The following is a 23,257-nucleotide window of genomic DNA, read 5'->3' as shown; positions in this document are numbered from 1 at the left end:
CGCCCGCGGGCCACCCCGGACGGCGGAGCTCCGGTGATCAGGGAGAATGGGGCCCATGAATGCCCCTTCCTCCTCGTACCGCTCCGGGTTCGCGTGCTTCGTCGGCCGGCCCAACGCGGGCAAGTCGACCCTGACCAACGCCCTGGTGGGGACGAAGGTCGCGATCACCTCCGACCGACCGCAGACCACCCGGCACACCGTGCGCGGCATCGTGCACCGTCCGAACGCCCAGCTCGTCCTGGTCGACACCCCCGGCCTGCACAAGCCGCGCACCCTGCTCGGCGAGCGCCTCAACGACCTCGTCCGCACCACCTGGGCGGAGGTCGACGTGATCGGCTTCTGCCTGCCCGCCGACCAGAAGATCGGCCCCGGCGACAAGTTCATCGCCAAGGAGATCGCCGGGATCAAGAAGACCCCGAAGGTCGCCGTCGTCACCAAGACCGACCTGGTCGACTCCAAGCGCCTGGCCGAGCAGCTGATCGCCGTCCAGCAGCTCGGCGTCGAGCTGGGCTTCGAGTGGGCCGAGATCATCCCGGTCTCCGCGGTCGGCGACAAGCAGGTCGAGCTGGCCGCCGACCTGCTCACCAAGCTGCTGCCGGAGGGCGACCAGCTCTACCCCGACGGCGACCTCACCGACGAGCCCGAGCAGATCATGGTCGCCGAACTCATCCGCGAGGCCGCCCTGGAGGGCGTGCGCGACGAACTGCCGCACTCACTGGCCGTCGTCGTCGAGGAGATGCTCCCGCGCGAGGGCCGCCCGGCCGACCGCCCGCTGCTGGACATCCACGCCAACGTCTACATCGAGCGCCAGAGCCAGAAGGCGATCGTGATCGGCGCCAAGGGCTCGCGGCTCAAGCACGTCGGCACCACCGCCCGCAAGCACATCGAGGCGCTGCTCGGCACGCCCGTCTACCTGGACCTGCACGTCAAGGTCGCCAAGGACTGGCAGCGCGACCCCAAGCAGCTGCGCAAGCTGGGCTTCTGACCGAGGGTTCGCCTCACCGGGAGGGCCTCACCGGGAGGGCCGCCCCGGGAGGGCCGCCCCGGGAGGGCCGACCACCGGGAATGCCGAGGGCCCGGCCGGACGTCGATCGTCCGGCCGGGCCCGTCTCGTCGGCCCGGCCGCACGGGTCGTCAGGAGGGTGCCGCGGTGCGGACCGCCCGGGTGCCGGCCACGACGTCCACCGGGACGACCTCGGGGGCCTCAGCGCCCGGCGCCCGGCTCCGGGCGGCGGTCGGCGCGGTCCGGCGCTACGCGCCCTCGCGCAGCACGAGGGAGACCAGTTCGCGCTGGGAGTCGGTGAGCTTCGGGTCGGCGCAGTGCACCGTCCGGCCGTCGACGGTGATCTCGTAGTGGAAGCCGTCCGGCACCCCGTACGAGGGGGCGCGCAGCCCGCCCGCGACGGCCTCGCGGGCGAGTGCGTGCACGTGCGGGGCGTCCGTGCGGTCGGCGGTGTCGAGCTCCGCGTGGCGGACGATTCCCGCGAAGCCGCCGGTCCGGGTCACCTGGATGCGCATGGTGTCCATGGTGCTACCCGGGGATGGGGTTTGCCGGGCTTTTCCCGGACCGTGACCTTCGGCCCCCTTCCGCCCGGTCCCGACCGCGGCCGGGCCGTCACCCCGGGCTGATCCCGACCTGCGCCCAGGAGGCCGTGACGGTGTCCGCGATCGAGGGCTGGTCGGGGTAGCGGGCCTTCGCGGCGGCCACGGTGGCCCGGGCGAAGGCGGTGAAGTCGGAGTTCGCGGTCAGCGCGCGCCCGGTCAGCGCGTCGTACCAGATCCGCCCGGCGCGCTCCCAGGACGAGCCGCCGAGGGCGGTGGCCAGCAGGTAGAACGCGTGGTTGGGGATGCCGGAGTTGATGTGCACCCCGCCGTTGTCGTCGCTGGTGCGGACGTAGTCCCGCATGTGCGCGGGCTGCGGGTCCTTGCCGAGCCTGGGGTCGTCGTAGGCGGTGCCGGGCGCCTTCATCGAGCGCAGCGCCACGCCCTGCACGCCGGGGGCGAGCAGCCCGGCGCCGATCAGCCAGTCGGCGTCGGCGGCGTCCTGGTGCAGGGCGTACTGCTTGACCAGCGAGCCGAAGACGTCGGAGACCGACTCGTTGAGCGCGCCGGGCTGGTCCTGGTAGTCCAGTCCGGCGGTGAACTGGGTGACGCCGTGGGTGAGTTCGTGGCCGATGACGTCGATGCAGGCGGTGAAGTCGCCGAAGATCTCGCCGTCGCCGTCGCCGAAGACCATCTGGTGGCCGTTCCAGAAGGCGTTGTCGTAGTTGCGGCCGTAGTGGACGCTGGCGTCCAGCCGCAGGTCGTGGTCGTCGATCGAGTGCCGGCCGAAGGCGTCGGCGTAGAGCGCGAACGTGGCGCCGAGGCCGTCGTAGGCGTGGTTGACGGAGGCGTCCGGGCCGGCGGCCTGGCCCTCGGTGCGCACGGTGCGGCCGGGCAGCCGCTGGCCGTGGCCCGCGTCGTGGACCACCCGGTTCAGGCCCGGGGCGCTGCCGGTCGGCGGGGGCGGGGAGAGGCGGGCCGCGCGGTGCGCGGCGTCGAGCACGCGGGAGTGGGCGGCGGCTTCGTGACCGGCCTCGGCGAGGCGGTCCAGGACGTACGGCGGGACGATCGCGCAGATCGGTACTGCTGCAGTCATGCGGCCCAGGGTGAGGCCTCGATGACCGGTTGTCACCACCTTTGCCGTGACCGGTCCACGTCTCAAGGAGTGGAACGGGAGCCCGGATCACTTCGGGGGCGCGCGGGGCTGGGTTACGCTGGGTTCCATCATGCGCAACGGGCTGCTTCTTCTTAGCTGCCGCGTCGAGGGCCTGTAGTCCAGCGGGGCCGGCTCCCTCGCCGCGGGGAACGAGCTGTGCGCGGATTCGGCGATCCAACGGCGGGTCGCGAGCGCCAGCAGAGGCCGGCCAGTCGGTGTCGATCCCTCCCGACCGCCCGCTACCCAAGCATCCACAGGAAGCCGAGAGTCACCTCCATGACCGAGCAGACCTCCGCCGCGTCCGTCCCCGCCGCCCGCGCCTTCGTCGACCGGCCCACCCCGATCACCGCCGCCTCCGTGCGCCAGCGGCCCTCCGGCATGCGGTACGGGCGGTACCTGCCGTTCGGCACCGTGGACCTGCCGGACCGCACCTGGCCGGACGCGGTGATCACCAAGGCTCCGCGCTGGCTCTCGACCGACCTGCGGGACGGCAACCAGGCGCTGATCGACCCGATGTCCCCGGCCCGCAAGCGCAAGATGTTCGACCTGCTGGTCGCGATGGGCTACAAGGAGATCGAGGTCGGCTTCCCGTCCTCCGGCGCCACCGACCACGCCTTCGTACGGTCGCTGATCGAGGAGGGGGCGATCCCCGAGGACGTCACCATCTCGGTGCTGACGCAGGCCCGCGAGGAGCTGATCGAGAAGACCGTCGAGTCGCTGGTCGGAGCCCCGCGCGCGACCGTCCACCTGTACAACGCGACCGCGCCGCTGTTCCGCCGGGTGGTGTTCCGCAACGACAAGGCCGCCACCAAGGCGATCGCCGTGGACGGCACCCGGCTGGTGATGGAGTACGCCGAGAAGCTGCTGGGCGACGACACCGTCTTCGGCTACCAGTACTCGCCGGAGATCTTCGTCGACACCGAGCTGGACTTCGCGCTGGAGGTCTGCGAGGCGGTCATGGACGTCTGGCAGCCGGGCAAGGGCCGCGAGATCATCCTGAACCTGCCGGCCACCATCGAGCGGGCCACCCCCAACGTGCAGGCCGACCAGTTCGAGTGGATGTCGCGCAACCTGTCGCGCCGCGAGTTCGTCTGCCTGTCGGTGCACCCGCACAACGACCGGGGCACCGCCGTCGCCTCCGCCGAGCTGGCCTACATGGCGGGCGCCGACCGCATCGAGGGGTGCCTGTTCGGCCAGGGCGAGCGGACCGGCAACGTCGACCTGGTGACGCTGGGGATGAACCTGTTCTCGCAGGGCATCGACCCGCAGATCGACTTCTCCGACATCGACGAGGTGCGCCGCACCGCCGAGTACTGCAACCAGATGGAGGTGCACCCGCGCCACCCGTACGCCGGCGACCTGGTGTACACCTCCTTCTCCGGCTCGCACCAGGACGCCATCAAGAAGGGCTTCGACACCCTGGAGGCGGACGCCAGGGCGGCGGGCGTGCCGGTGGAGGAACACACCTGGGGCGTGCCGTACCTGCCGATCGACCCGAAGGACGTCGGCCGCACCTACGAGGCGGTCATCCGGGTCAACAGCCAGTCCGGCAAGGGCGGCGTGGCGTACGTGCTGAAGAACGACCACAAGCTGGACCTGCCGCGGCGGATGCAGATCGAGTTCTCCCGGATCATCCAGGCCAAGACCGACGCCGAGGGCGGCGAGGTCACCCCGGCCGAGATCTGGCGGGTCTTCGAGGACGAGTACCTGCCGACCACCGACAACCCGTGGGGCCGGATCTCGCTGACCGGCTCGCGGACCCTGACCACCGAGGACGGCCGGGACGCGCTGACCGCCGAGGCCGTGGTGGAGGGGGCGCCGGTCACCCTGAGCGGTACCGGCAACGGCCCGGTCTCGGCCTTCGCGGACGCGCTGGCCAGGATCGGCGTGGACGTCCGCGTCCTGGACTACGCCGAGCACGCGCTGAGCGAGGGCGGTGACGCCCAGGCCGCCGCGTACGTCGAGTGCGCCGTGGACGGCAAGGTGCTGTGGGGCGTGGGCATCGACGGCAACACCGTGCTGGCCTCGCTGAAGGCGATGATCAGCGCCGTCAACCGGTCGCAGCGCGGATAGTTCGTACGGGTGATACGCGGCGGGGCCGTCCTGCGGGGCGGCCCTCGGCCGTGCCTGAGGACCGTTGCCGGAGGCTGTGTCCTGCGCCACATTTTTCGGGATCGGAAGCCGTTCGAGGTACTGACACGTGCCGGTAACCATGGCAACATCGATCCACCGGAAAGCCGGGTCGGTGGGCGGCTCGTCGTCCGGTCGCGTGACCTGCCCAGTGTCGAGCAGGCCGCCTGCCATGTCTGGGGAGTGGCGCCGTGACCAGGTTGTGGGGTGTTCGCCCGAGGTGGCGGACTGACGTTCTCGGTGACTTCTTCTGCCCGGGCTGCGGCGGGGACCGCAACTACCGGCGCCAGCACGGCCGGCGGTGGCTGCGGCTGCTCGGGACACCGGTGGTCCCGCTCGGACCGGTGATCGGCAGCGTGCAGTGCACCAGCTGCCACGGCCGGTACGGCGTCGAGAGCCTCGAACAGCCGACCTGCGTGCGCCTCGGCGCCATGCTGCGGGACGCCCAGTACACCGTCGCGCTGGTGCTGCTCGCGGCCGGCGGCACCGCCCACCGGGCCGCGCGCGAGGCGGCCTGCACGGCGGTGCGCGAGGCCGGGTTCGACGACTGCGGCGAGGCCCAGGTGCTGGCCGCGCTCGCCGCGCTCTCCGGGCTCGGCGGCGAACTCCACGAGGCCCACGAACTGGACGCGGCCCCCGGCCGGCAGCTCGGGGAGGCCGGCGGCCTGGCCGTGGAACTGCACGCGGTCCTCGAACCGCTCACCCCGCACCTCGCCCACCAGGGCCGCGAACGGCTGCTGCTGCAGGGCGCGGCGATCGCCCTGGCCGACGGCCGCTACCTGCCCCAGGAGCGGGAGGCGCTGGCCGCCGTCGGGCGCTGCCTCGACCTGCCGCAGGCCAGGGTCGCGGAGCTGCTGGAAGCGGCCGCCCGGACGCCGTACAAGTAGCCGGGGCCGTCACCGGCGCACACCTCCTGGACCCTCCGAATCCCCCACAAACGGGCCCGACCCCCTCCGGGCCCGCCGTGACCCGCACCGCAGTGGTCCTCCCCCACGGCCCCGGTGCGGGCAACACGGCTGTCCGGGGCGGTCCGCGGCTGGGGGAGAATGGTCTGCATGAGCCTTTTCCGGGACGACGGCGTCGTGTTGCGGGCGCAGAAGCTCGGCGAGGCCGATCGGATCATCACCCTGCTGACCCGCCAGCACGGCAAGGTGCGGGCGGTGGCGCGCGGGGTGCGCAAGACCAAGTCCAAGTTCGGCGCCCGCCTGGAGCCGTTCTCCCACGTGGACGTGCAGTTCTTCAGTCGGGGGAGTGAGCTGGTCGGCCGCGGCTTGCCGCTGTGCACCCAGGTGGAGACCATCGCGCCGTACGGCGGCTCGATCGTCACCGACTACGGCCGCTACACCGCCGGCACCGCGATGCTGGAGACGGCCGAGCGCTTCGCCGAGAACGAGGGCGAGCCCGCCGTCCAGCAGTACCTGCTGCTGGTGGGCGGGCTGCGCACGCTGGCCGCCGGGCTGCACGAATCGCACCTCGTCCTGGACGCCTTCCTGCTGCGCTCGCTCGCGGTGAACGGGTACGGCGCGAGCTTCACGGACTGCGCCAAATGCGGTCTGGAAGGGCCGAACCGTTTCTTCTCGCTCCCCGCGGGCGGGGTGCTCTGCCCGGACTGCCGAGTGCCCGGATGTGCCGTACCCTCCCCTGAGACACTGGTACTGCTCGGAGCGCTGCTGTCAGGGGACTGGCAGACGGCCGACACCTGCGAGCCGCGGTACTGGCGGGAGGGCAGCGGCCTGGTCGCGGCCTATCTGCAGTGGCACCTGGAGCGGGGCATCCGCTCGATGAGATACGTGGAGAAGTGAGCACATGGCAGCGCGACGGCTCTTCGGCGGTGGCAAGCAACGGGAGTACGCTCCTCCGACCCCGCACCCCAGCGGCGCAAAGCCCCCGAAGATCCCCGGCGAGCTGGTCCCCGACCACGTCGCCATCGTGATGGACGGCAACGGCCGCTGGGCCAAGGAGCGCGGGCTGCCCCGCACCGAGGGCCACAAGGTCGGCGAGGCCGTGGTGCTGGACGTCCTCAGGGGCGCCATCGAGCTCGGGGTCAAGAACATCTCGCTGTACGCGTTCTCCACCGAGAACTGGAAGCGCTCGCCCGACGAGGTGAAGTTCCTGATGAACTTCAACCGGGACGTCATCCGCCGCCGCCGCGACGAGATGGACGCGATGGGCGTGCGGATCCGCTGGGCCGGCCGGATGCCCAAGCTGTGGAAGAGCGTCGTCCAGGAGCTCCAGGTCGCCGAGGAGCAGACCAAGGGCAACGACGCCGTCACGCTCTACATGTGCGTCAACTACGGCGGCCGGGCCGAACTCGCCGACGCGGCGCAGGGGATCGCGCGGGACGTCGCCGCCGGGAAGCTCGACCCGAAGAAGGTCAACGAGAAGACGCTGGCCAGGTACATGTACCACCCGGACATGCCGGACGTGGACCTCTTCCTGCGCCCCAGCGGCGAGCAGCGCACCTCCAACTTCCTGCTCTGGCAGTCGGCTTACGCCGAGCTCGTGTTCCAGGACGTGCTCTGGCCGGACTTCGACCGCCGCGACCTGTGGCGCGCCTGCGAGCAGTACGCGATGCGCGACCGGCGCTTCGGCGGAGCCATCCCCAACGAGCTCCCCGCGCCGGTGCCGTCCCAGCGCTGAGGGCTCGGTACGTGCCCCGGCGACCGCGAGGATGCGCTCGACGGCGCTCGACGACAGGAGGACCCGCCGATTCCGGCGGGTCCTCCTGTCGTTCGCGTTGTCGTTCGCGGCCCGGTCAGGCGCTCTTGGCGCACTCCGCGCAGGTGCCGAAGATCTCCAGCGTGTGCGCGATGTCGCTGAACCCGTGCTCGGCGGCGACCGAGTTGGCCCAGCGCTCCACCGCGGGGCCCTCCACCTCGACGGTGGCGCCGCAGTGACGGCAGACCAGGTGGTGGTGGTGCCCGCTGCTGCACCGGCGGTAGACCGCCTCGCCGTCGGCGGTGCGCAGCACGTCCACCTCCCCTGCGTCCGCGAGCGACTGCAGGGTGCGGTAGACCGTGGTCAGACCGACGGAGTCCCCGCGGTGCTTGAGCAGGTCGTGGAGCTCCTGCGCGCTGCGGAAGTCCGCGATCTCGTCCAGGGCAGCCGAGACGGCGGCACGCTGCCGGGTCGATCGGGCGCGCGGCGACGGGCCTGCGGTGGTCACCGTGGGTCCTCCTGGGGTCGTGGTCGTCTCGCACATCATTGTGCCAGTCCGGCCCCCCGCCCAGGAGCGGTCGCGTCGGAGGAACTCCGCTCCGGCGACTGGAGCGGCAGCCGGACGTCGCAGACCGCCGGCCCCTGCTCGGTGTCGGCGCGGTGGCGCCGCCGGGCGAGCGGCGCGGCGAGCACGCTGAACACCGCGAAGACGGCGATGGCGAGCAGCACGATGGCCGGTCCGGAGGGCACGTCGAGGTGGTAGGAGCCGGTGACGCCCGCCAGCGAGACCACCACGCCGAGCGCGATCGAGGCGGCCTGGGTGGCGGCGAAGGAGCGGGTGAGCTGCTGGGCGGCGACCACCGGGACCACCATCAGGGCGCTGACCAGCAGCAGGCCGACCACCCGCATGGCGACGGTGACGGTGACCGCGGCCATCACCGCGAGCAGCAGGTTGAGGGTGCGCACCGGCAGGCCGGTGACGCGGGCGAAGTCCTCGTCCTGGCAGATCGCGAACAGCTGGCGGCGCAGGCCGACGGTGACCGCGATGACCACCGCGCCGAGCACCGCGATGGCGGCCAGGTCGGCGGGGGCGACGGTGAGGATCGAACCCCACAGGTAGCTCTCCAGCGAGCCGGAGCCCGCCTCGGCGGAGAGCGAGACCAGGAGCTTGCCGCAGGCCATGCCGCCGTAGAAGAGCATCGCGAGGGCGATGTCGCCGCGCTGGTTGCCGCGCGAGCGGACCAGCTCCATGGCGACGGCGCCGAGCACGCAGACCAGTACGGCCATCCAGACCGGGCTGGTCCGGAAGATGAAGCCGAGGCCGACACCGGTCATCGCGACGTGGCCCATGCCGTCGCCCATCAGGGCCTGGCGGCGCTGCACCAGGTAGATGCCGACGGCCGGGGCGGTGATCCCGACCAGGACGGCGGCGAGCAGGGCGCGCTGCATGAAGTCGTAGGACAGCATCTCGGTCATGCGAGCAGCCTCGGCGGGGTCAGGTCGGCGTGCGGGTGGACGTGGTCGTGGCCGGGCAGCGCGTGCAGGCCGGTGTTGGGCACGGGCGGGCCGTCGTGGGCGACGCAGCCGTCCCGCAGGACGACGGTGCGGTCGATCAGCGGCTCCAGCGGCCCGAGTTCGTGGAGCACGAGGAGGACGGCGGCGCCGCGGCCGACCTCGGCTCGCAGGGTGTCGGCGAGCACCTGCTGGCTGGCGGCGTCCACCCCGGCCATCGGCTCGTCCATGATCAGCAGGTCGGGGGAGCCGACCAGGGCGCGGGCGATCAGTACCCGCTGCTGCTGGCCCCCCGAAAGGTCGGCCACGCCGTCCCCGGCCCGCTCCAGCATGCCGACGGCGGCGAGCGCGCGGTCCACCGCCTCGCGGTCCCTGCGGCGGAAGGGCAGCAGGCGGTGCTGCGGCAGCCGTCCGGTGGAGACCACCTCGCGCACGGTGGCCGGGACGCCGGAGGCGGCGGTGGTGCGCTGGGGGACGTACCCGATGCGGTGCCAGGCGCGGAAGGAGCCGTACGGGGTGCCGAACAGCTCCAGGGTGCCCTGTTCCATCGGGACGGAGCCGATCACGGTCTTGACGGTGGTCGACTTGCCGGAGCCGTTGGCGCCCAGCAGGGCGACGACCTCTCCGGGCCGGACGGTGACGTCGACGCCGCGCAGCACCGGCCGGCCGCCGCGGGAGGCGACGGCGTCACGGAGGCGGACGGCCGGGGGTATCGGGTGGGTCATGGTGCTTCCCGTCAGCTGGTCGCGGCAGGGGTGGTGGCGGAGGGGGTGGCGGGGGCGGCAGGGCTGTCGGCCGCCGGGGCGGCGGTCGCGCCGAGGGCGGCCCGGAGGTTGGCCAGGTTCTGCTTCATGACCGTGAGGTAGTCGTCCTTGGACGGGTCCTTGACGCCCTCCAGGGGGTCCAGGACGGCGGTCTTGAGGCCGAGGTCCTTGGCGACGGTGTCGGCGAGCTTGGGGCTGACGAGGGTCTCGAAGAAGATCGTGGTGACGCCGTTGTCCTTGGCGGCCTTCTGCACCTCGGCGAGGCGGGCCGGGGTCGGCTCGGACTCCGGGTCGACGCCGTTGATGGCGACCTGGGTGAGGCCGTAGTGGTCGGCGAGGTAGCCGAAGGCGGCGTGGCTGGTGACGAAGGTCTTGGTCGTGGTGTCCTTCAGTCCGGCGCGGAAGTCCTGGTCGAGCGCCGTGAGCCGGGTGACCAGTTCGTCGGTGTTCTTCCGGTAGTCCTCGGCGTGCGCCGGGTCGGCCTCGGCGAACCCGGCGCCGACGCTCCGGGCGATCGCCGCGTAGCGGGCGGGGTCGAGCCAGATGTGCGGGTCGCCGGCCGGCCCCTCGTGCTTGTGGCCGTCGGCGCCGTGGTCCTCGCCCGCGGCGCCCTCGTCGAGGTGGTGGTCGACCAGCGGGCTGGCGGCGGTGGCGTCGATCTTGTGCTTGCTGGACGACTGCGCGACGGCCTGGTCGACGGTGGGCTGCAGGCCCTTGAGGTAGAGGACCGCGTCGGCCTTCTGGACGGTGCCGACCTGCTTGGCGGTGAGCTCCAGGTCGTGCGGCTCGACGCCGGCCGCGGTGAGGTCGGTGACCGCGACGTGCTCCTTGCCGATCTGCTGGGCGAGGAACTCCATCGGGTAGAAGGAGGCGACGACCTTCAGCCTGCCGTTGCCGCTGTCGGCGCTGCTGCTGCCTCCGCAGGCGGTGAGGGCGAGGGAGGCGGTGAGCGCGGTGGCGGAGAGGGCCAGGGCGGTGCGGGTCCGTCGTCGGGTCAGTCCGATCATCATGACAATCATTCTCATCTGAGATGGAAATGATTGTCAACTCACTCGAATGGGTGAACAGCGGGTGGCGGTCGACGGGAGCGGCCGGACGATACCGATTTGAATCACGTACCCGTATGGCCGGTAACCTGAGGTATTCGGGTACGCGCAACCAGCCGTGCCCTGACCGTGCCGTACGTACTGAAGAGAGCACTGTGGCCGCCGACAAGATCGACACGATCGTCAGCCTGAGCAAGCGCCGTGGCTTCGTCTACCCCTGCAGCGAGATCTACGGCGGCACGCGTGCCGCCTGGGACTACGGTCCGCTGGGTGTCGAGCTCAAGGAGAACATCAAGCGCCAGTGGTGGCGCGCGATGGTCCAGGCCCGTGAGGACGTCGTCGGACTCGACTCGTCGGTCATCCTCGCCCGCGAGGTCTGGGAGGCCTCCGGCCACGTCGCCACCTTCAACGACCCGCTGACCGAGTGCCTCTCCTGCCACAAGCGCCACCGGGCCGACCACCTGGAGGAGAAGTACGAGGCCAAGCACGGCTTCCCGCCGCCGAACGGCCTCAAGGACGTCAACTGCCCCGACTGCGGCACCAAGGGCCAGTTCACCGAGCCCAAGGACTTCTCGGGCATGCTGAAGACCCACCTCGGTGTCACCGAGGAGGCCAGCGGCCTGGCGTTCCTGCGCCCGGAGACCGCCCAGGGCATCTTCACCAACTTCAAGGCCGTCCAGACCACTTCGCGCAAGAAGCCGCCGTTCGGCATCGCCCAGACCGGCAAGAGCTTCCGCAACGAGATCACCCCCGGCAACTTCATCTTCCGCACCCGCGAGTTCGAGCAGATGGAGATGGAGTTCTTCGTCAAGCCGGGCGAGGACGAGCAGTGGCACGAGTACTGGCTCCAGCAGCGCTGGGACTGGTACGTCGGCCTCGGCCTGCGCACCGAGAACATGCGCTTCTTCGAGCACCCGAAGGAGAAGCTCTCCCACTACGCCAAGCGCACCGTGGACATCGAGTACCGCTTCAACTTCGGCGGCTCCGAGTTCTCCGAGCTGGAGGGCGTCGCCAACCGCACGGACTACGACCTGCGGGTGCACAGCGAGGCGTCCGGCCAGGACCTCAAGTACTTCGACCAGGAATCCGGCGAGCGGTACTTCCCGTACGTCATCGAGCCGGCGGCCGGCCTCAACCGCGCCATGCTGGCCTTCCTGATCGACGCCTACTTCGAGGACGAGGCGCCGAACGCCAAGGGCGTCATGGAGAAGCGCGTCGGCATGCGGCTCGACCCGCGCCTGGCCCCGGTCAAGGTCGCCGTCCTGCCGCTGTCGCGCAACGCCGACCTCTCCCCGAAGGCCCGCGGCCTGGCCGCCGACCTGCGCACCGCGTGGAACGTCGAGTTCGACGACGCCGGCGCCATCGGCAAGCGCTACCGCCGCCAGGACGAGATCGGCACGCCGTTCTGCGTCACGGTCGACTTCGACACCCTCGAGGACAACGCGGTGACCGTCCGCGACCGCGACACCATGTCGCAGGAGCGCGTCTCGCTGGACCAGGTCAAGGCGTACCTCGGGGCGCGCCTGATCGGCTGCTAGGCCCGGACCTCCCGTTCGGGGAGCCCCCGTTCGCCCGGTCTGGGCGGGCGGGGGCTCCTTGCTGCTTCCGGGGCTTCCCGGGCTTCCGGGGCTTCCGGGGCTTCCGGAGGTCGGTCGCGGCCGTGCGGGGTTGCGCGCGCGTCGGCCGTCACCTCCGCCCCCAGCGGGACCGGGGTGCCGTGGGCGGGGTGGTCGGCAGGCCGGCCGAGCGGAGCGCGGCGAGAGTGGTGCGGTGGCGGGGCCCGTCGGCGAGCAGCGCGCCCAACAGCTCGCCGTACAGGATCCGGTTGCCGGCGCCGTCCAACGCGGCTGCCAGCCGCACCAGTTCGACGGGCGGGCGCAGTGCCGCCAGCTCGTGCAGCAGGGCGGTGGCGAGCGCCGGCGGGAGCTCGGCGGCGAGGGCGGTGAGGTCGGCGGTGGGGCGGCCGGCGGCCTGGCGCAGCAAGGTCCGGACGTCCCCGGGGCGGCCGTGCTGCCGGAGGCAGGCGGCGAGCGCCGTCAGCTCGGGCGTCGGTGCCGAGCCCCACTCCCACAGGAGCGTCGCCCTGTCGGCATGCTGCCCCGCCCGCTCCAGTGCCGCGAGGAGCCCGGGGACGGAGGCGGCCGGGTAGGCCCAGAAGGCGTGGAACAGCTCGGCGGCCTCCTCGGCCAGGCCCAGCTCGCGCAGCTCCGTCAGGACGGCGACGGCGTGTTCGGGGGCGGACCGTGCGGCGCTGCGGGCCAGGTGGAGGGAGGCGCCGGTGGGGCCGTACCGGGCGAGCATCCCGGCCAGCAGGGCGGCGTCGGCGGGGGTGAGACGGGCGGCGGCCTCGTCGATCAGCTCGGCGGCCCCGGGGGCGGCGCCGCTGCGGTGGAGGGCGGTGATCCGCTCGGTGAGGGCGCCGATGTCGGGCCGGGCGGGGTGCGGCGGGGGCTGTTCGGCCGGCGGTTCCGGCTGCGGCTGCGGCTGTGGCTGGGGTTGTGGCTGGGGCTGGGGCTGCGGTTGTGGCTGCGGTTGTGGCTGCGGTTGTGGCTCTGGTGCCGGACGGTGCTGCCGTGGGGGCTCCTGTTGTTGCGGCTCCGGTCGCCCGTGTCTGAGGCGGGTCTCCAAGGCCTCCAACCGGTCACTGAGTTGCAGGCAGCGGGCGCCCAGCCCCTCGCGGAGGGTGCGGGCCTGGGCGAGCTGCCGCAGCAGGTCGTCGTCCGGCCGCCGGCGGCCCGGGCTGGCCCGGACGGCCTCGTTCAACCGCCGTTCACGCTGACTCGCGTAGCGGCTCGCACGGAGTAACTCGTCCAGCTCTGCGCGGAGTTCGGCGGCCTGTTGCTCGCCCTCCAGCTGCTGGCCCGCGGATTGTGCCGTCGGCCGCATACGCATGATCGCCCCAACCTGTCCATCCAGACCCTGACTGCAGGACATCCTGGCGTCGGCATGTGGCGGGGGAGTTAAGAGAGCACGACCAGTCGTGCCCGAGTGGTGTCAAGGAGTGCGCAGAGGGCGGTCGTTGCAAGAAGTGCGCCGGTCGCGCTCCGGAGGCCGGTGGCCCGGCCCGCGCCGCCTCGCGGCGCCAGCAGGACCAGGACGGTGGCGGCCGAAGCCACCACCGCCCCGTCGAGCAGCGGAACGACTCTGCTCACGCGCTCACGCGTCGAGGCGCGCCGGTGCGCCGAGTCGCGCCCGCGCCTCCATCAGCGCGAAGCCGAGCAAGTTCAACCCGCGCCACTCGGTGGGTCGCTGCGCCCGGATGTCGTCGGCCGCGAGCCCGATGCCCCAGATCCGGTCCACCGGGCTGGCCTCGACCAGCACCCGGCTGCCGGTGCCCAGCAGGAACGTGCGCAGCGCCTCGTCCTGGCCGAACTTCGCGACGTTGCCCGTCACGACCAGCTCGAACCGCCCCGCCACCCAGACCTCGTCGTCGAAGCCCTCGACCAGCCGCCCCAGCTTCTTCGCCTCGGCGGGCGTCCGGGCCGCCAGCACCCGCTGCTCGATCGCCTCGTCCCCGAACATCCGGGCCTTGCCGGCCATCATCCAGTGCTCGGCGGAGGCGTACGTCACCCCGTCGACGGTGAACTCGCCCGGCCACCACTGGCTCAGGCACTCCTGCCGGGGGCCGCCGTCCCTGCGGGCCGTGTGCCCCCAGAACATCACCCACTTCGGGTGGACCCCGGCCGCCATCAGCGCCGCCAGCTCCTCACGGCTGCGGACGGCGGCAGGGTCCGCCACGGCAGGGACCGCCCCATGCGTCTCACTCATATCGTCATAGTGACACAAAGGCTGGAGGCGGCCCAACGGGTTTCGGGTGGCCGAGTGCCGGGGTGGTGCCGAGTGCCGGGGTCGTGCCGAGCGCCGGGCTGGCGGGGCGGCCGGGTTCCGGGTCACGCCGGGGAGGAGGCGGCCAGTTCCAGGAAGCGCAGCCCGACCTCGGTGACCTCGTCCGCCGTCCAGCTCTGCGCCGGCCCGGTGAGGCTGACCTCCGCCATGGCGAGACCGGGGGCGGCGTCCTCCCAGTGGGAGACGAACCAGGTGCCCTCCTGCTCGGCGAGCGCGAGGTGGGCGGCGTTCAACGCCCCGGCCGGGTGGGGGAGCCAGAGCTGGAACTCGTGGGTGGGCGGTGCCTCCGGGTACAGGCGGGCGCCGGGGAGCGCGGCCAGGGCGGGGATGAGGGTGGCGGCGTGGCGGGTGTAGCCGGGGATGCGGGGCAGGGCGGTGTCCAGGCCCTGGAGGGCGGCGAGCGCGGCCGGCCACTGCTGGAAGAGCTGCCCGCCGTAGCGGTGGCGCCAGGTGCGGGCGTAGGCGGTGAGGGCGGTGTCGCCGGCCAGGGCGGCCCCGCTCATGCCGCCCAGATCCTTGTAGAAGGAGACGTAGACGCTGTCGGCGAGGGCGGCGATCTCGTCGAGCTGCTTGCCGAAGTGAACCGTGGTGTTCCAGAGGCGGGCGCCGTCGAAGTGCACCCGGGCACCGGCTTCGCGGGCCGCGGCCACGAGTTCGGCCAGTTCGTCCCAGGTGGGGAGGAGGTAGCCGGGGTCGCGCAGCGGGAGTTCGACCACCAGGCTGCCGAACGGCTCGCCGAGCGCGGCGAGTTCGGCAGGCGTGGGCTGGCGCCGCTCGGTGGTGGGCCAGAGCCCGCGCAGCCCGGTGAGCTGGGTGTGGGCGTGGCGCTCGTGCCGCTCGATGTGGCTGAGCGGGTGCAGGGCGACCGCCGGACTGCCGGTGCGTTCCGCGTGGTACCGGAGGGCGACCTGCTGCGCCATGGTGCCGGTGGGGAAGAAGACGGCGTCCTCCTTCCCGAGCAGCGCGGCGGTCCGCTCCTCCAACTGCCGTACCGGACCGTCGCTGCCGTAGAAGTCGGGATGGACGTCCAGCCCGTCCAGGGCGGCGAGTCGGGTGAGGCGGTCGCGGATGGTGAGGGCGCGGTCGCCGGAGAGGAACCGCTTGCAGGAGATACGGGCCGCGCGGCGCCGCCGGAGCTCGCTCTGGTCATCGGTCATCCGCCGATTGTCGGCCGGATGGCGAGGGCGGGCCAGGGGTTTTTCCCCAGCTGGAGATCCCCAAGGTGGTGGCGACCTCCATGGGCCACCTGGAATCCCTCGTGGACGAACTCGCCGGCTTCGGCAGCACCACCACGAGCGTCGTCTACAGCCGGACGCTGCCCCTGCGCGGGCCCGCCCGGCCCTGACGGCGGCTCGGGAACGCTCCCTCGATCGGGGGAGGCCGCCTGCCGGCGGTGCGCCCAGACTGGCGCTCGTGACCAGGGAGGACTCTCCTCCCCACGATCCCAGAGGAGTCGACCCGTGCGCAGGAAGTCCCGCCACATGGCGCTCTCGCTCGCGGCCGCCGTCGCCGTCGGCGTCCTGATGCCGTCCACCGCGCGTGCCGTCCCGACGGCCGCCCCCGGAGCGGATTCCGTGCAGAAGGGCCTGAACGCGCTGGTGCGGACGGACGGGGTGCCCGCCGCGCTGGCGACCGTACGGGGCCGGAACGGCCGGGCCCGGTACTACACCGCAGGAGTGGGGGACCTGGCCACCGGGGCGAAGGCGCCGGTCGACGGGCAGATCCGGATCGGCAGCAACACCAAGACGTTCACCGCCGTCGTCGTCCTGCAACTGGTGGGGGAGGGCAGGGTCGACCTCGACGCCACGGTCGACACCTACCTCCCCGGCGTGGTCCGCAGCGAGGGCGTCGACGGGCGCGGCATCACCGTCCGCCAACTCCTCCAGCACACCAGCGGACTGCCCGACTACGAAGGGCTCCTCGACGAAGCCTCCCTGCGGTACCGGTACTTCGAGCCCCGCGAACTCCTCGACCTCGCCCTCGGGAAGAAGCCGGAGTCCGCCCCCGGGGAGAAGTTCGGCTACAGCAGCACCAACTACGTGCTGGCCGGCCTGATCGTCCAGAAGGTCACCGGCCGGCCGCTCGCCGAGGAGATCGACCGGCGCGTCGTCCGTCGCCTCGGACTGCGGCACACCTACTTCCCGGCAGCCGGTGACCGGACCATCCGGGAGCCCCACCCCAAGGGCTACCGCAAGGACTCCGCCGACGGGCCGCTGCGCGACTTCACGGAGATGGACCCCTCGGCGGGCTGGGCGGCCGGGCAGATGATCTCCACCGACTCCGACCTCAACCGGTTCTTCACCGAACTGCTCGTCCCCGGACGGCTCCTCCCCGCGGCCCAGCTCGCCCAGATGCGCACCACCGTCCCGATCGGGGACACCGGCGCGGGCGCCGGCCTGGGGATCCTCAGCAGGCCGCTCTCCTGCGGCGGGGTCTACTGGGGCCACGGCGGCGACATCCCGGGGTACGAGACCCGGGGCGGCGCCACCGACGACGGCCGGGCCGTCAGCATCGCGGTCACCACCGTCCCGACCGACTACGACGTCACCCGGCGGCTCGAAGGCGTCGTGGACACGGCCCTGTGCCGTTGAGCCGTCACCCCGGTGCCGGGGCACCGCTCCTGCGCGGGCGGACGTCAGGAGTGATGCCGGTACACCTCCTCGGCCGCCAGACCGGTGCCGTGGTGGACGGAGCGGCTCGTATAGGCCGTCCGCATGTACGCGGCCTGGGCGGTCCGCTGCTGCTCGATCAGGAGGCCGTCCGTGCCGTCCGGGCGGAGCCGCCGCGCCCGCTCGCGGCACGACAGGAAGACGGTGATGCCGACGACGGCGGCGGCGAGTGCGAGCAGGAACACCAGGACGAAGATCATGGCGTCATCCTCCCCCGGAGAGCCGAGTGCCGACCGCCGGGCACCATCGCGCCCGGGACGCCGCGCCGCCCGGGACGCCGCGCCGCCCGGGCCGCCGCGCCGCCCGGGGTCGGCTGCGGCGACGCCGACGGCCCCGCGATCGCCGTGCGATCGCGAGGCCGTTGCCGTCGCCGACGGGCCCGCGGGCCCGGCCGGTCAGCCGATGGACCGGGGGAGTCGGGTGGTCAGGTAGAAGATGGTGAACGAGCCGAGGAGCTGGATGCCCAGGCAGAGGGCGAGCGCTCGGTCCATGCCGAGGCTGGGCGAGAGCGCCAGGTACAGGCTGCCGAGGGTGGCGACGCCGAGGGCGAGGCTGGACTGCTGGCCGGTGGCGAGGACACCGCTGCCGACCCCGGCCCGGGCGGCGGGCACCTTGGCGAGGACGACCCGGAACAGCGGGGTGCCGATCAGGCCCTGCCCGATGCCCGCGAGGGCGACGCCCGGGGCCATGCGCAGCGGGGAGAAGTGCGCCCCGGAGGCGAGCACGGTCACGGCGAGGGTGGTGAGGCCGGCGGCCTGGACGACGGCGCCGGCGCTGAGCACCCGGCTGCCCCAGCGGCCGATCAGGCGCGGGCCGGCGAGCGAGGCGGTGAAGTAGCCGACGGCCATCGGGACGAGCGCCCAGCCCGCCGCGACGGGGCCGAGCTTCAGGCCCTGCTGCAGGGCGACCGCGATGACGAACATGAAGCCGCCGAAGCCCGCGAAGTAGGGGAGGGCGATGCCGAGGCCGCGCCGCATCTCCGGGATGCGCAGCAGGCTCGGCGGCACCAGCGGGGTGTCCCCGCGCTGCTCGGCGCGGCGTTCGACGACGGCGAAGGCGGCGGCCAGGACGGGGAACAGCCCGAGCAGCACCCAGGACCAGAGCGGCCAGCCGGCGGCGCGGCCCTCCATCAGCGGGATGAGCAGGGCGAGCAGGGTGGCGGTGAGCAGGACGGTGCCGGGCACGTCGACCCGGGCGGCCTGCTGGGCGCGGCTCTCCGGGACGAAGCGGACCGCCATCACCACGGCCAGCAGCGCGAACGGCACGTTGAGCAGGAACACCGAGCGCCAGCCGGTGCCGAAGACGTCGGCGGCGACCAGCATCCCGCCGAGCACCTGCCCGATCACGACCGCGATGCCGCCGACCGCGCCGTAGACGCTGAGCGCGCGGCCGCGCCGGGCGCCCTCGGTGGCGGCGGTGATGGTGCCCAGCACCTGCGGGATCAGCAGTGCGGCCGAGGCGCCCTGGGCGGCCCGGGCGGCGACCAGGGACCACGCGTCGGGGGCGAGACCACAGGCCAGCGAGGTGAGGGCGAAGGTGGCGGCGCCGACGACGAACAGCCGGCGGCGGCCGAAGATGTCGCCGAGGCGTCCGCCGAGGACGAGGAGGACGGCGAAGGCGATGCCGTAGCCGGCGGCGACCAGTTCGAGGACGGCGGGCCCGGCGGCCAGGTCCTTGTCGATGGTGGGCAGGGCGACGTTGACGATGAAGAAGTCGAGCATCGGCAGGAAGGCCCCGAGCAGGACGGTGACCAGCCCGGCGGTGCCGAGGGACGCGGTGGCGGGGGACGGGGTGCGGGGGGCCGCGGTGCCCGGGGTGGTGGCGGGGCGGCTCGGGGTGGGCGCGACGGCGAGTTGTTGGGTCACGGGTCATACGATCCGCCCCGCCTTACCCTGGTACCAGAGTGTGGTTATCCAGGTATAAGAAGTACCTGGCAACAGGCTGGGGACTGCCGCATGCTGGGGAGCATGAGCCTCGCCACCCCCGCCGCGCAAGCCCGTACGGCTCCCGCCACGCACGCCCGTACGGCTCCCGCCGCGCAAGCCCGCCCCGGTTCGGCCGGTCAGCACCGGGCCGCCCCCGACGACGCCCGCCGGCACGAGCTGGCCGCGTTCCTGCGCAGCCGCCGCGAGCGCATCGCTCCCGAGCAGGTGGGCCTGCCGTTGACCGGCCGCCGCCGTACGCCGGGCCTGCGCCGGGAGGAGGTCGCGCAGCTCGCCGCGGTCGGGGTGACCTGGTACACGTGGCTGGAGCAGGGGCGGGACATCCAGGTGTCCGCCCAGGTGCTGGACGCGGTGGCCCGGGCGCTGCTGCTGGACCCGAGCGAACGCGCGCACCTGTTCACCCTGGCCGGCGCGGACGACCCGGCCCCGGTGCGGGAGTGCCCCTCGGTGACCCCGAGCGTGCGGCTGGTGCTGGAGCAGATGGCCCCGTACCCGGCCGTGGTGGTCAACTCCCGTTACGACGTGCTGGCGTACAACGCCCAGTACACCGGCATCGTCGGCGACCTCGAGGCGATGGCGCCCGAGGACCGGAACCTGATGTGGATGGCGTTCACGCCCTCGCGGTTCCGCGACGTGCTGATCGACTACCGCACCGAACGCCTCGGCATGGTGGCCCGGTTCCGCGCGGCGATGGCCGACCACAGCTCGGAGCCGGCCTGGAAGGCGCTGCTTGCCCGGGTGCTCAAGGCCTCGCCGGACTTCGCGGAGCTCTGGCAGCGGCACGACGTGATGCGGCCCGGCAACGGCATCAAGCGCTTCCAGGTGCCCGGAGTCGGGCTGTTGAGCTGCGACTACACCAACTTCTGGCTCGGCCCCCGGCTCGGCAGCCGGATGATCACGTACACCCCGCTGGACGAGGAGACCCGCGCGCTGATGGACAAGCTGCCCACCGGGGCCCCGGCACACTGACCCGGCTGCCCCGGGGCGGCGGCGCCGCGGCCTACGCCGGGGCGGCCGCGTCCCGTCCGAGCAGCAGGCACGCGACCGCGAGCGGCAGCTCGACGCAGGCCGCCATGACGAGCGCCGCGAGCACCGCGTGGCCCGGGCCGGCGCAGGCGATGTCGGCCGTCGCGTCCGCGGTGAGCAGCAGGGCCACGGCGGCGCTCGCCCACAGCGCGGCGGGGCTGCGCCGGCGCAGCAGCGCGTCCAGCGAGAGCAGGGCGGAGAACTCCACCAGGTCGAGGACCACCCACGGGGTCTCGTGGTCGACGGCCAGGACTGCCAGCCAGGGCAGCAGCGCGACCGCCGCCATGGCCGGCACCCGGGCGAGGCGCGGGGGCAGGACGAACGCTGGTGTCGAGCGGGCGGACGGGACGGTACGGGCGGAGTCGACGGTACGGGCGGAGAGGACGGCGGTGCTCATGCGGCGCCCCCGTCGCGGCGCTCCCGGACGCGCTCCAGCGGCAGCCGCTCGACCGGCCCGCCCGCCGGGTGCTCGACCAGCACCGCGTCGAACGGCCCTTCGGCCCACGCGAGCCAGAACCGCCCGGCCACCGTGGTCGGTTCGGCCGCGACGGCGGGAAGGGCGGACCGACCCGACCGCCCCGCGCGGAACGGCGGCAGCGCACGGAACGGCAGGGCCGCCCGCAGCGGCCGCCGCCCGGTGAACACCACCGAGGGCGCCGTACCGTCGGCCGCCAGCCGCCCCCAGGCGAGCACCTGCCAGGTCCGCCCGCCGGCCGGGCTGCGCCGAGCCCCGCGCAGCAGCTGCGGGACGAGCCGGGCGGCGACCAGGACGTCGGCCAACTGGCCGTGCTGGTACAGCTCCAGCGCGGCCCGGCCGCGACCGGACCCGACGCTGCGGACCGACCACGGCCCGCCCCCGGCGGGCAGTGCTCCCTGCGGCCCCGGCGCCGGGTGGAGCGCGCCCCCGGGAGCACCCCCGTGGCTCCCGGGGACGGGCCGCCCGTGCGGCGGAGTGGCGGAGTGCGATGCGGTGCTCGTCATGTGCTCAAGCTTTCCGCCGGGCACCCCCTCCTGTCGGTGGTCCTCGACACCGAATCGGGGGTGTAGCCAGCTACACCCCCGAGCGGGAACCCCCCTTCATGGTGGCCGGTGATCACCGGGCCCTACGCTGTCCGGCATGCCCTCCACCACGTTGCGCCGAGCACTCGTCAGGAGCCTCCGGCGCCCACCGTGGTCGCCCGGGGCCTGGCGGGACACCCGCTTCATAGCCGCCGGAATCCCGTCGGCGCTGCCGGTCTGGCTGGCCGTCACCGACTCCAAGCTGCTGTTCCCGGTGATCGCCGCGGTCCTGGTCTGCACCCGCCCGCTGACCGCCCTCCACCGCGGCCGCCTGCGCGCCCTGCACGGGGTGGAGGTGCCGCCGCCGCGGCCGCCCGCCGGGCGCCGGGTCCTGCTGCTGGGCCTGACCTGGCGCCAGGTCCTCCACCACCTGCTGGTCGGCCCGCTGCTGGCGGCGGCCGCGCTGGGGGTGGTGTACGCCTGGGGCACCGCCTTGGTGCTGGCCACCCTGTACGGCTGGATCTGGCTGATGCCCCCCGGCACCGCGCTGCGCTCGGACCTGGCCGGGCTGGACGTCGGGCTCACGGCTGTCGGGGTGCTGCTGCTGGTCGTGCTGCCCTGGGCGGCGGCGCTGACGGCCCGGGTGGAGGTGTGGGCGGCGCGGCGGCTGCTCGGCCCGGACCGGGCGGAGGCCCTGGAGCGGCGGGTCGAGGAGATCGCCGAGAGCCGGGCCGGGCTGGTCGACGCGGTGGACGCGGAGCGCCGCCGGATCGAGCGCGACCTGCACGACGGTGCCCAGCAGCGCCTCACCTCCCTGGCGATGAACCTGGGCCTGGCCCGGCGCACCCTCAAGGACGTGCCGCCGGAGGTCATGCAGGTGATCGTCGACGCGCACGAGGAGGCCCAGGCGGCCATCGACGAGTTGCGCGACCTGGTCCGCGGCCTGCACCCGGCGGTCCTGGAGGACCGCGGCCTGGACGCGGCGCTGTCCGGCATCGCCGCCCGCTCCCCGCTGCCGGTGCGCCTGGACGTCGACCTGTCCCAGCCGGTCGCCCCGACCGTCGAGGCGGTCGCGTACTTCACCGTCTCCGAGGCGCTCACCAACGTGGCCAAGCACGCCCGGGCCGCCCGGATCGACCTCTCGGTGCGGACGGCCGGAGGCCGGCTGTTCCTGGTCGTCACCGACGACGGCGTGGGCGGCGCGGACCCCTCGCGCGGCACCGGGCTGACCGGTCTGCGCAAGCGTGCCGCCTCGGTCGACGGCACGCTGTCCGTTCTCAGCCCCCTCGGGGGCCCCACCACCATCACCGTGGAGTTGCCGTGCGCGCTGTGATCGCCGAGGACTCGGTCCTGCTGAGGGTCGGCCTGGTCAAGGTCCTGGAGGCGGTGGGCTTCGAGGTCGTGGCCGCCGTCGGGGACGCCACCGAACTGCTGGCCGCCGTCGAGGAGCACCGCCCGAAGGTGGTGGTCGCCGACGTGCGGATGCCTCCGGGCTTCCACGACGAGGGCGTGAAGGCGGCGATGGTGATCCGCCGGCAGTGGCCGGAGACGGCCGTCCTGCTGCTCTCCCAGTTCGTGGAGGAGCGCTACGCCGCAGACCTGCTGGCGACCAACACCAGCGGGGTGGGCTACCTGCTCAAGCAGCGGGTGGCCAACGTGGACGACTTCGTCGAGGCGCTGCAGCGGGTCGCCGAGGGCGGCACCGCGCTGGACCCGGAGGTGGTCGCCCAGCTGCTGGTGCGCCGCCACCGGGATCCGCTGGAGAAGTTGACCCCGCGCGAGCGGGACGTGCTCGGCCTGATGGCGGAGGGCCGCTCCAACGCGGCGATCGCGGCCGCGCTGGTGGTCAGCGACAGCGCGGTGGCCAAGCACATCAACTCGATCCTCACCAAGCTCGACCTGCCGCCGGCCGAGGACAGCCACCGCCGGGTGATGGCGGTGCTGCGGTTCCTGGAGGTCGGGTAGC

General features: G+C 73.2%; 23 protein-coding genes and 1 pseudogene. 11 read left to right on the top strand and 13 right to left on the bottom strand.

Translation table 11 applies throughout. The annotated features are described in order from the left end of the window. The first annotated feature begins 55 nt into the window (after window positions 1–55). Window positions 56–985 (top strand): GTPase Era, encoded by a 930-nt coding sequence (gene era, locus IF30_RS0107265; protein WP_030233629.1) that lies wholly within the window; start codon window positions 56–58, stop codon window positions 983–985. Between the two features lie 266 nt (window positions 986–1,251). Here era and IF30_RS0107260 read toward each other — a convergent pair whose 3' ends face one another. After that, on the bottom strand, window positions 1,252–1,518 hold the full coding sequence (locus IF30_RS0107260) for a protealysin inhibitor emfourin (protein WP_030233628.1): 267 nt from the start codon (window positions 1,516–1,518) through the stop codon (window positions 1,252–1,254). A 97-nt stretch (window positions 1,519–1,615) separates the two neighbouring features. Then, entirely contained in the window at window positions 1,616–2,638 is a 1,023-nt protein-coding gene (locus IF30_RS0107255) for a M4 family metallopeptidase (RefSeq protein WP_030233626.1), read from the bottom strand. A gap of 336 nt (window positions 2,639–2,974) precedes the next feature. Here IF30_RS0107255 and leuA point away from each other — a divergent pair, with 336 nt between their 5' ends. The 4 genes from leuA (at window position 2,975) to IF30_RS0107235 (ending at window position 7,468) form a co-directional block, all read left to right on the top strand. Further along, window positions 2,975–4,771, top strand: coding sequence for a 2-isopropylmalate synthase (gene leuA, locus IF30_RS0107250; protein WP_030233623.1), 1,797 nt, complete (start codon window positions 2,975–2,977; stop codon window positions 4,769–4,771). A gap of 248 nt (window positions 4,772–5,019) precedes the next feature. Further along, the gene (locus IF30_RS0107245) at window positions 5,020–5,715 is read left to right on the top strand and encodes a TerB family tellurite resistance protein (RefSeq protein ID WP_078891199.1); all 696 of its coding nucleotides are present in this window, start codon (window positions 5,020–5,022) and stop codon (window positions 5,713–5,715) included. Window positions 5,716–5,883: 168 nt separating this feature from the next. Next, the gene (recO, locus tag IF30_RS0107240; RefSeq protein WP_030233617.1) at window positions 5,884–6,630 is read left to right on the top strand and encodes a DNA repair protein RecO; all 747 of its coding nucleotides are present in this window, start codon (window positions 5,884–5,886) and stop codon (window positions 6,628–6,630) included. 4 nt (window positions 6,631–6,634) lie between these two features. Beyond that, on the top strand, window positions 6,635–7,468 hold the full coding sequence (locus IF30_RS0107235; RefSeq protein ID WP_030233615.1) for an isoprenyl transferase: 834 nt from the start codon (window positions 6,635–6,637) through the stop codon (window positions 7,466–7,468). Between the two features lie 115 nt (window positions 7,469–7,583). Here IF30_RS0107235 and IF30_RS0107230 read toward each other — a convergent pair whose 3' ends face one another. From IF30_RS0107230 to IF30_RS0107215, 4 genes are read right to left on the bottom strand one after another with little or no spacing between them, the layout of a single operon-like run. Continuing rightward, the gene (locus IF30_RS0107230) at window positions 7,584–7,994 is read right to left on the bottom strand and encodes a Fur family transcriptional regulator (protein ID WP_030233612.1); all 411 of its coding nucleotides are present in this window, start codon (window positions 7,992–7,994) and stop codon (window positions 7,584–7,586) included. A 35-nt stretch (window positions 7,995–8,029) separates the two neighbouring features. Then, window positions 8,030–8,962, bottom strand: a complete 933-nt coding sequence (locus IF30_RS0107225) for a metal ABC transporter permease (RefSeq protein ID WP_051709403.1) — start codon at window positions 8,960–8,962, stop codon at window positions 8,030–8,032. After that, window positions 8,959–9,723, bottom strand: coding sequence for a metal ABC transporter ATP-binding protein (locus tag IF30_RS0107220; RefSeq protein WP_030233607.1), 765 nt, complete (start codon window positions 9,721–9,723; stop codon window positions 8,959–8,961). The genes IF30_RS0107225 and IF30_RS0107220 overlap by 4 nt, the downstream gene beginning before the upstream one ends. 11 nt (window positions 9,724–9,734) lie before the next feature. Continuing rightward, window positions 9,735–10,760, bottom strand: coding sequence for a metal ABC transporter substrate-binding protein (locus IF30_RS0107215; RefSeq protein ID WP_420791127.1), 1,026 nt, complete (start codon window positions 10,758–10,760; stop codon window positions 9,735–9,737). Between the two features lie 203 nt (window positions 10,761–10,963). Here IF30_RS0107215 and IF30_RS0107210 point away from each other — a divergent pair, with 203 nt between their 5' ends. Then, on the top strand, window positions 10,964–12,346 hold the full coding sequence (locus tag IF30_RS0107210) for a glycine--tRNA ligase (RefSeq protein WP_030233601.1): 1,383 nt from the start codon (window positions 10,964–10,966) through the stop codon (window positions 12,344–12,346). Window positions 12,347–12,494: 148 nt separating this feature from the next. Here the strand turns inward: IF30_RS0107210 and IF30_RS50160 are convergent, their stop codons facing one another. The 3 genes from IF30_RS50160 to IF30_RS0107195 form a co-directional block, all read right to left on the bottom strand. After that, window positions 12,495–13,700: a hypothetical protein gene (locus IF30_RS50160; RefSeq protein ID WP_158834807.1), complete on the bottom strand. Its 1,206-nt coding sequence runs from the start codon at window positions 13,698–13,700 to the stop codon at window positions 12,495–12,497. A gap of 264 nt (window positions 13,701–13,964) precedes the next feature. Further along, window positions 13,965–14,576 carry an NADAR family protein gene (locus tag IF30_RS0107200; protein ID WP_078891197.1) on the bottom strand — a complete coding sequence of 204 codons (612 nt, stop codon included), beginning with the start codon at window positions 14,574–14,576 and terminating at the stop codon, window positions 13,965–13,967. Window positions 14,577–14,698: 122 nt separating this feature from the next. Continuing rightward, window positions 14,699–15,811, bottom strand: coding sequence for a threonine aldolase family protein (locus tag IF30_RS0107195; RefSeq protein WP_030233593.1), 1,113 nt, complete (start codon window positions 15,809–15,811; stop codon window positions 14,699–14,701). Between the two features lie 62 nt (window positions 15,812–15,873). On the opposite strand from IF30_RS0107195, the pseudogene IF30_RS46395 reads away from it, so the two are divergent. Both IF30_RS46395 and IF30_RS0107185 read left to right on the top strand, forming a co-directional pair. Then, window positions 15,874–15,999, top strand: a pseudogene (locus tag IF30_RS46395) (Lrp/AsnC family transcriptional regulator); the annotation flags it as partial. A 136-nt stretch (window positions 16,000–16,135) separates the two neighbouring features. Continuing rightward, window positions 16,136–17,245, top strand: a complete 1,110-nt coding sequence (locus tag IF30_RS0107185; protein ID WP_030233590.1) for a serine hydrolase domain-containing protein — start codon at window positions 16,136–16,138, stop codon at window positions 17,243–17,245. A 44-nt stretch (window positions 17,246–17,289) separates the two neighbouring features. On the opposite strand, the gene IF30_RS0107180 is transcribed toward IF30_RS0107185, so the two are convergent. Further along, window positions 17,290–17,523, bottom strand: coding sequence for a hypothetical protein (locus tag IF30_RS0107180; protein WP_030233587.1), 234 nt, complete (start codon window positions 17,521–17,523; stop codon window positions 17,290–17,292). Between the two features lie 195 nt (window positions 17,524–17,718). Next, complete coding sequence (locus tag IF30_RS0107175; RefSeq protein WP_030233584.1) at window positions 17,719–19,188, bottom strand: MFS transporter; 1,470 nt, start codon at window positions 19,186–19,188, stop codon at window positions 17,719–17,721. Window positions 19,189–19,290: 102 nt separating this feature from the next. Here IF30_RS0107175 and IF30_RS0107170 point away from each other — a divergent pair, with 102 nt between their 5' ends. Then, window positions 19,291–20,235: a helix-turn-helix transcriptional regulator gene (locus IF30_RS0107170; RefSeq protein ID WP_063752534.1), complete on the top strand. Its 945-nt coding sequence runs from the start codon at window positions 19,291–19,293 to the stop codon at window positions 20,233–20,235. Between the two features lie 31 nt (window positions 20,236–20,266). On the opposite strand, the gene IF30_RS43285 is transcribed toward IF30_RS0107170, so the two are convergent. Beyond that, window positions 20,267–20,689 (bottom strand): hypothetical protein, encoded by a 423-nt coding sequence (locus tag IF30_RS43285; RefSeq protein ID WP_051709401.1) that lies wholly within the window; start codon window positions 20,687–20,689, stop codon window positions 20,267–20,269. Then, on the bottom strand, window positions 20,686–21,273 hold the full coding sequence (locus tag IF30_RS0107160) for a hypothetical protein (protein ID WP_030233576.1): 588 nt from the start codon (window positions 21,271–21,273) through the stop codon (window positions 20,686–20,688). The genes IF30_RS43285 and IF30_RS0107160 overlap by 4 nt, the downstream gene beginning before the upstream one ends. A gap of 136 nt (window positions 21,274–21,409) precedes the next feature. Here IF30_RS0107160 and IF30_RS0107155 point away from each other — a divergent pair, with 136 nt between their 5' ends. Together IF30_RS0107155 and IF30_RS0107150 are read left to right on the top strand one after the other, a co-directional pair. Further along, window positions 21,410–22,624 (top strand): sensor histidine kinase, encoded by a 1,215-nt coding sequence (locus IF30_RS0107155; RefSeq protein WP_030233575.1) that lies wholly within the window; start codon window positions 21,410–21,412, stop codon window positions 22,622–22,624. After that, the gene (locus IF30_RS0107150; RefSeq protein ID WP_030233573.1) at window positions 22,612–23,256 is read left to right on the top strand and encodes a response regulator; all 645 of its coding nucleotides are present in this window, start codon (window positions 22,612–22,614) and stop codon (window positions 23,254–23,256) included. The genes IF30_RS0107155 and IF30_RS0107150 overlap by 13 nt, the downstream gene beginning before the upstream one ends. Window position 23,257: the final 1 nt, after the last annotated feature.

The sequence above is a fragment of the Streptomyces sp. NRRL S-350 genome (genome assembly GCF_000719705.1).
GTDB lineage: Bacteria > Actinomycetota > Actinomycetes > Streptomycetales > Streptomycetaceae > Kitasatospora.
This window is presented reverse-complemented; position numbering and strand designations above follow the sequence as displayed.

Excerpts from the sequence above, each read along its gene's own strand:
- IF30_RS0107260 (WP_030233628.1), bottom strand. The coding sequence starts at position 1,518 with ATGCGCATCCAGGTGACCCGGACCGGCGGCTTCGCGGGAATCGTCCGC.
- IF30_RS0107185 (WP_030233590.1), top strand. The coding sequence starts at position 16,136 with ATGGCGCTCTCGCTCGCGGCCGCCGTCGCCGTCGGCGTCCTGATGCCG.
- IF30_RS0107180 (WP_030233587.1), bottom strand. The coding sequence starts at position 17,523 with ATGATCTTCGTCCTGGTGTTCCTGCTCGCACTCGCCGCCGCCGTCGTC.
- IF30_RS0107255 (WP_030233626.1), bottom strand. The coding sequence starts at position 2,638 with ATGACTGCAGCAGTACCGATCTGCGCGATCGTCCCGCCGTACGTCCTG.
- recO (WP_030233617.1), top strand. The coding sequence starts at position 5,884 with ATGAGCCTTTTCCGGGACGACGGCGTCGTGTTGCGGGCGCAGAAGCTC.
- IF30_RS50160 (WP_158834807.1), bottom strand. The coding sequence starts at position 13,700 with ATGCGTATGCGGCCGACGGCACAATCCGCGGGCCAGCAGCTGGAGGGC.
- era (WP_030233629.1), top strand. The coding sequence starts at position 56 with ATGAATGCCCCTTCCTCCTCGTACCGCTCCGGGTTCGCGTGCTTCGTC.
- IF30_RS0107160 (WP_030233576.1), bottom strand. The coding sequence starts at position 21,273 with ATGACGAGCACCGCATCGCACTCCGCCACTCCGCCGCACGGGCGGCCC.
- IF30_RS0107200 (WP_078891197.1), bottom strand. The coding sequence starts at position 14,576 with ATGAGTGAGACGCATGGGGCGGTCCCTGCCGTGGCGGACCCTGCCGCC.
- IF30_RS0107170 (WP_063752534.1), top strand. The coding sequence starts at position 19,291 with ATGAGCCTCGCCACCCCCGCCGCGCAAGCCCGTACGGCTCCCGCCACG.
- IF30_RS0107195 (WP_030233593.1), bottom strand. The coding sequence starts at position 15,811 with ATGACCGATGACCAGAGCGAGCTCCGGCGGCGCCGCGCGGCCCGTATC.
- IF30_RS0107155 (WP_030233575.1), top strand. The coding sequence starts at position 21,410 with ATGCCCTCCACCACGTTGCGCCGAGCACTCGTCAGGAGCCTCCGGCGC.
- leuA (WP_030233623.1), top strand. The coding sequence starts at position 2,975 with ATGACCGAGCAGACCTCCGCCGCGTCCGTCCCCGCCGCCCGCGCCTTC.
- IF30_RS43285 (WP_051709401.1), bottom strand. The coding sequence starts at position 20,689 with ATGAGCACCGCCGTCCTCTCCGCCCGTACCGTCGACTCCGCCCGTACC.
- IF30_RS0107225 (WP_051709403.1), bottom strand. The coding sequence starts at position 8,962 with ATGACCGAGATGCTGTCCTACGACTTCATGCAGCGCGCCCTGCTCGCC.
- IF30_RS0107235 (WP_030233615.1), top strand. The coding sequence starts at position 6,635 with ATGGCAGCGCGACGGCTCTTCGGCGGTGGCAAGCAACGGGAGTACGCT.
- IF30_RS0107220 (WP_030233607.1), bottom strand. The coding sequence starts at position 9,723 with ATGACCCACCCGATACCCCCGGCCGTCCGCCTCCGTGACGCCGTCGCC.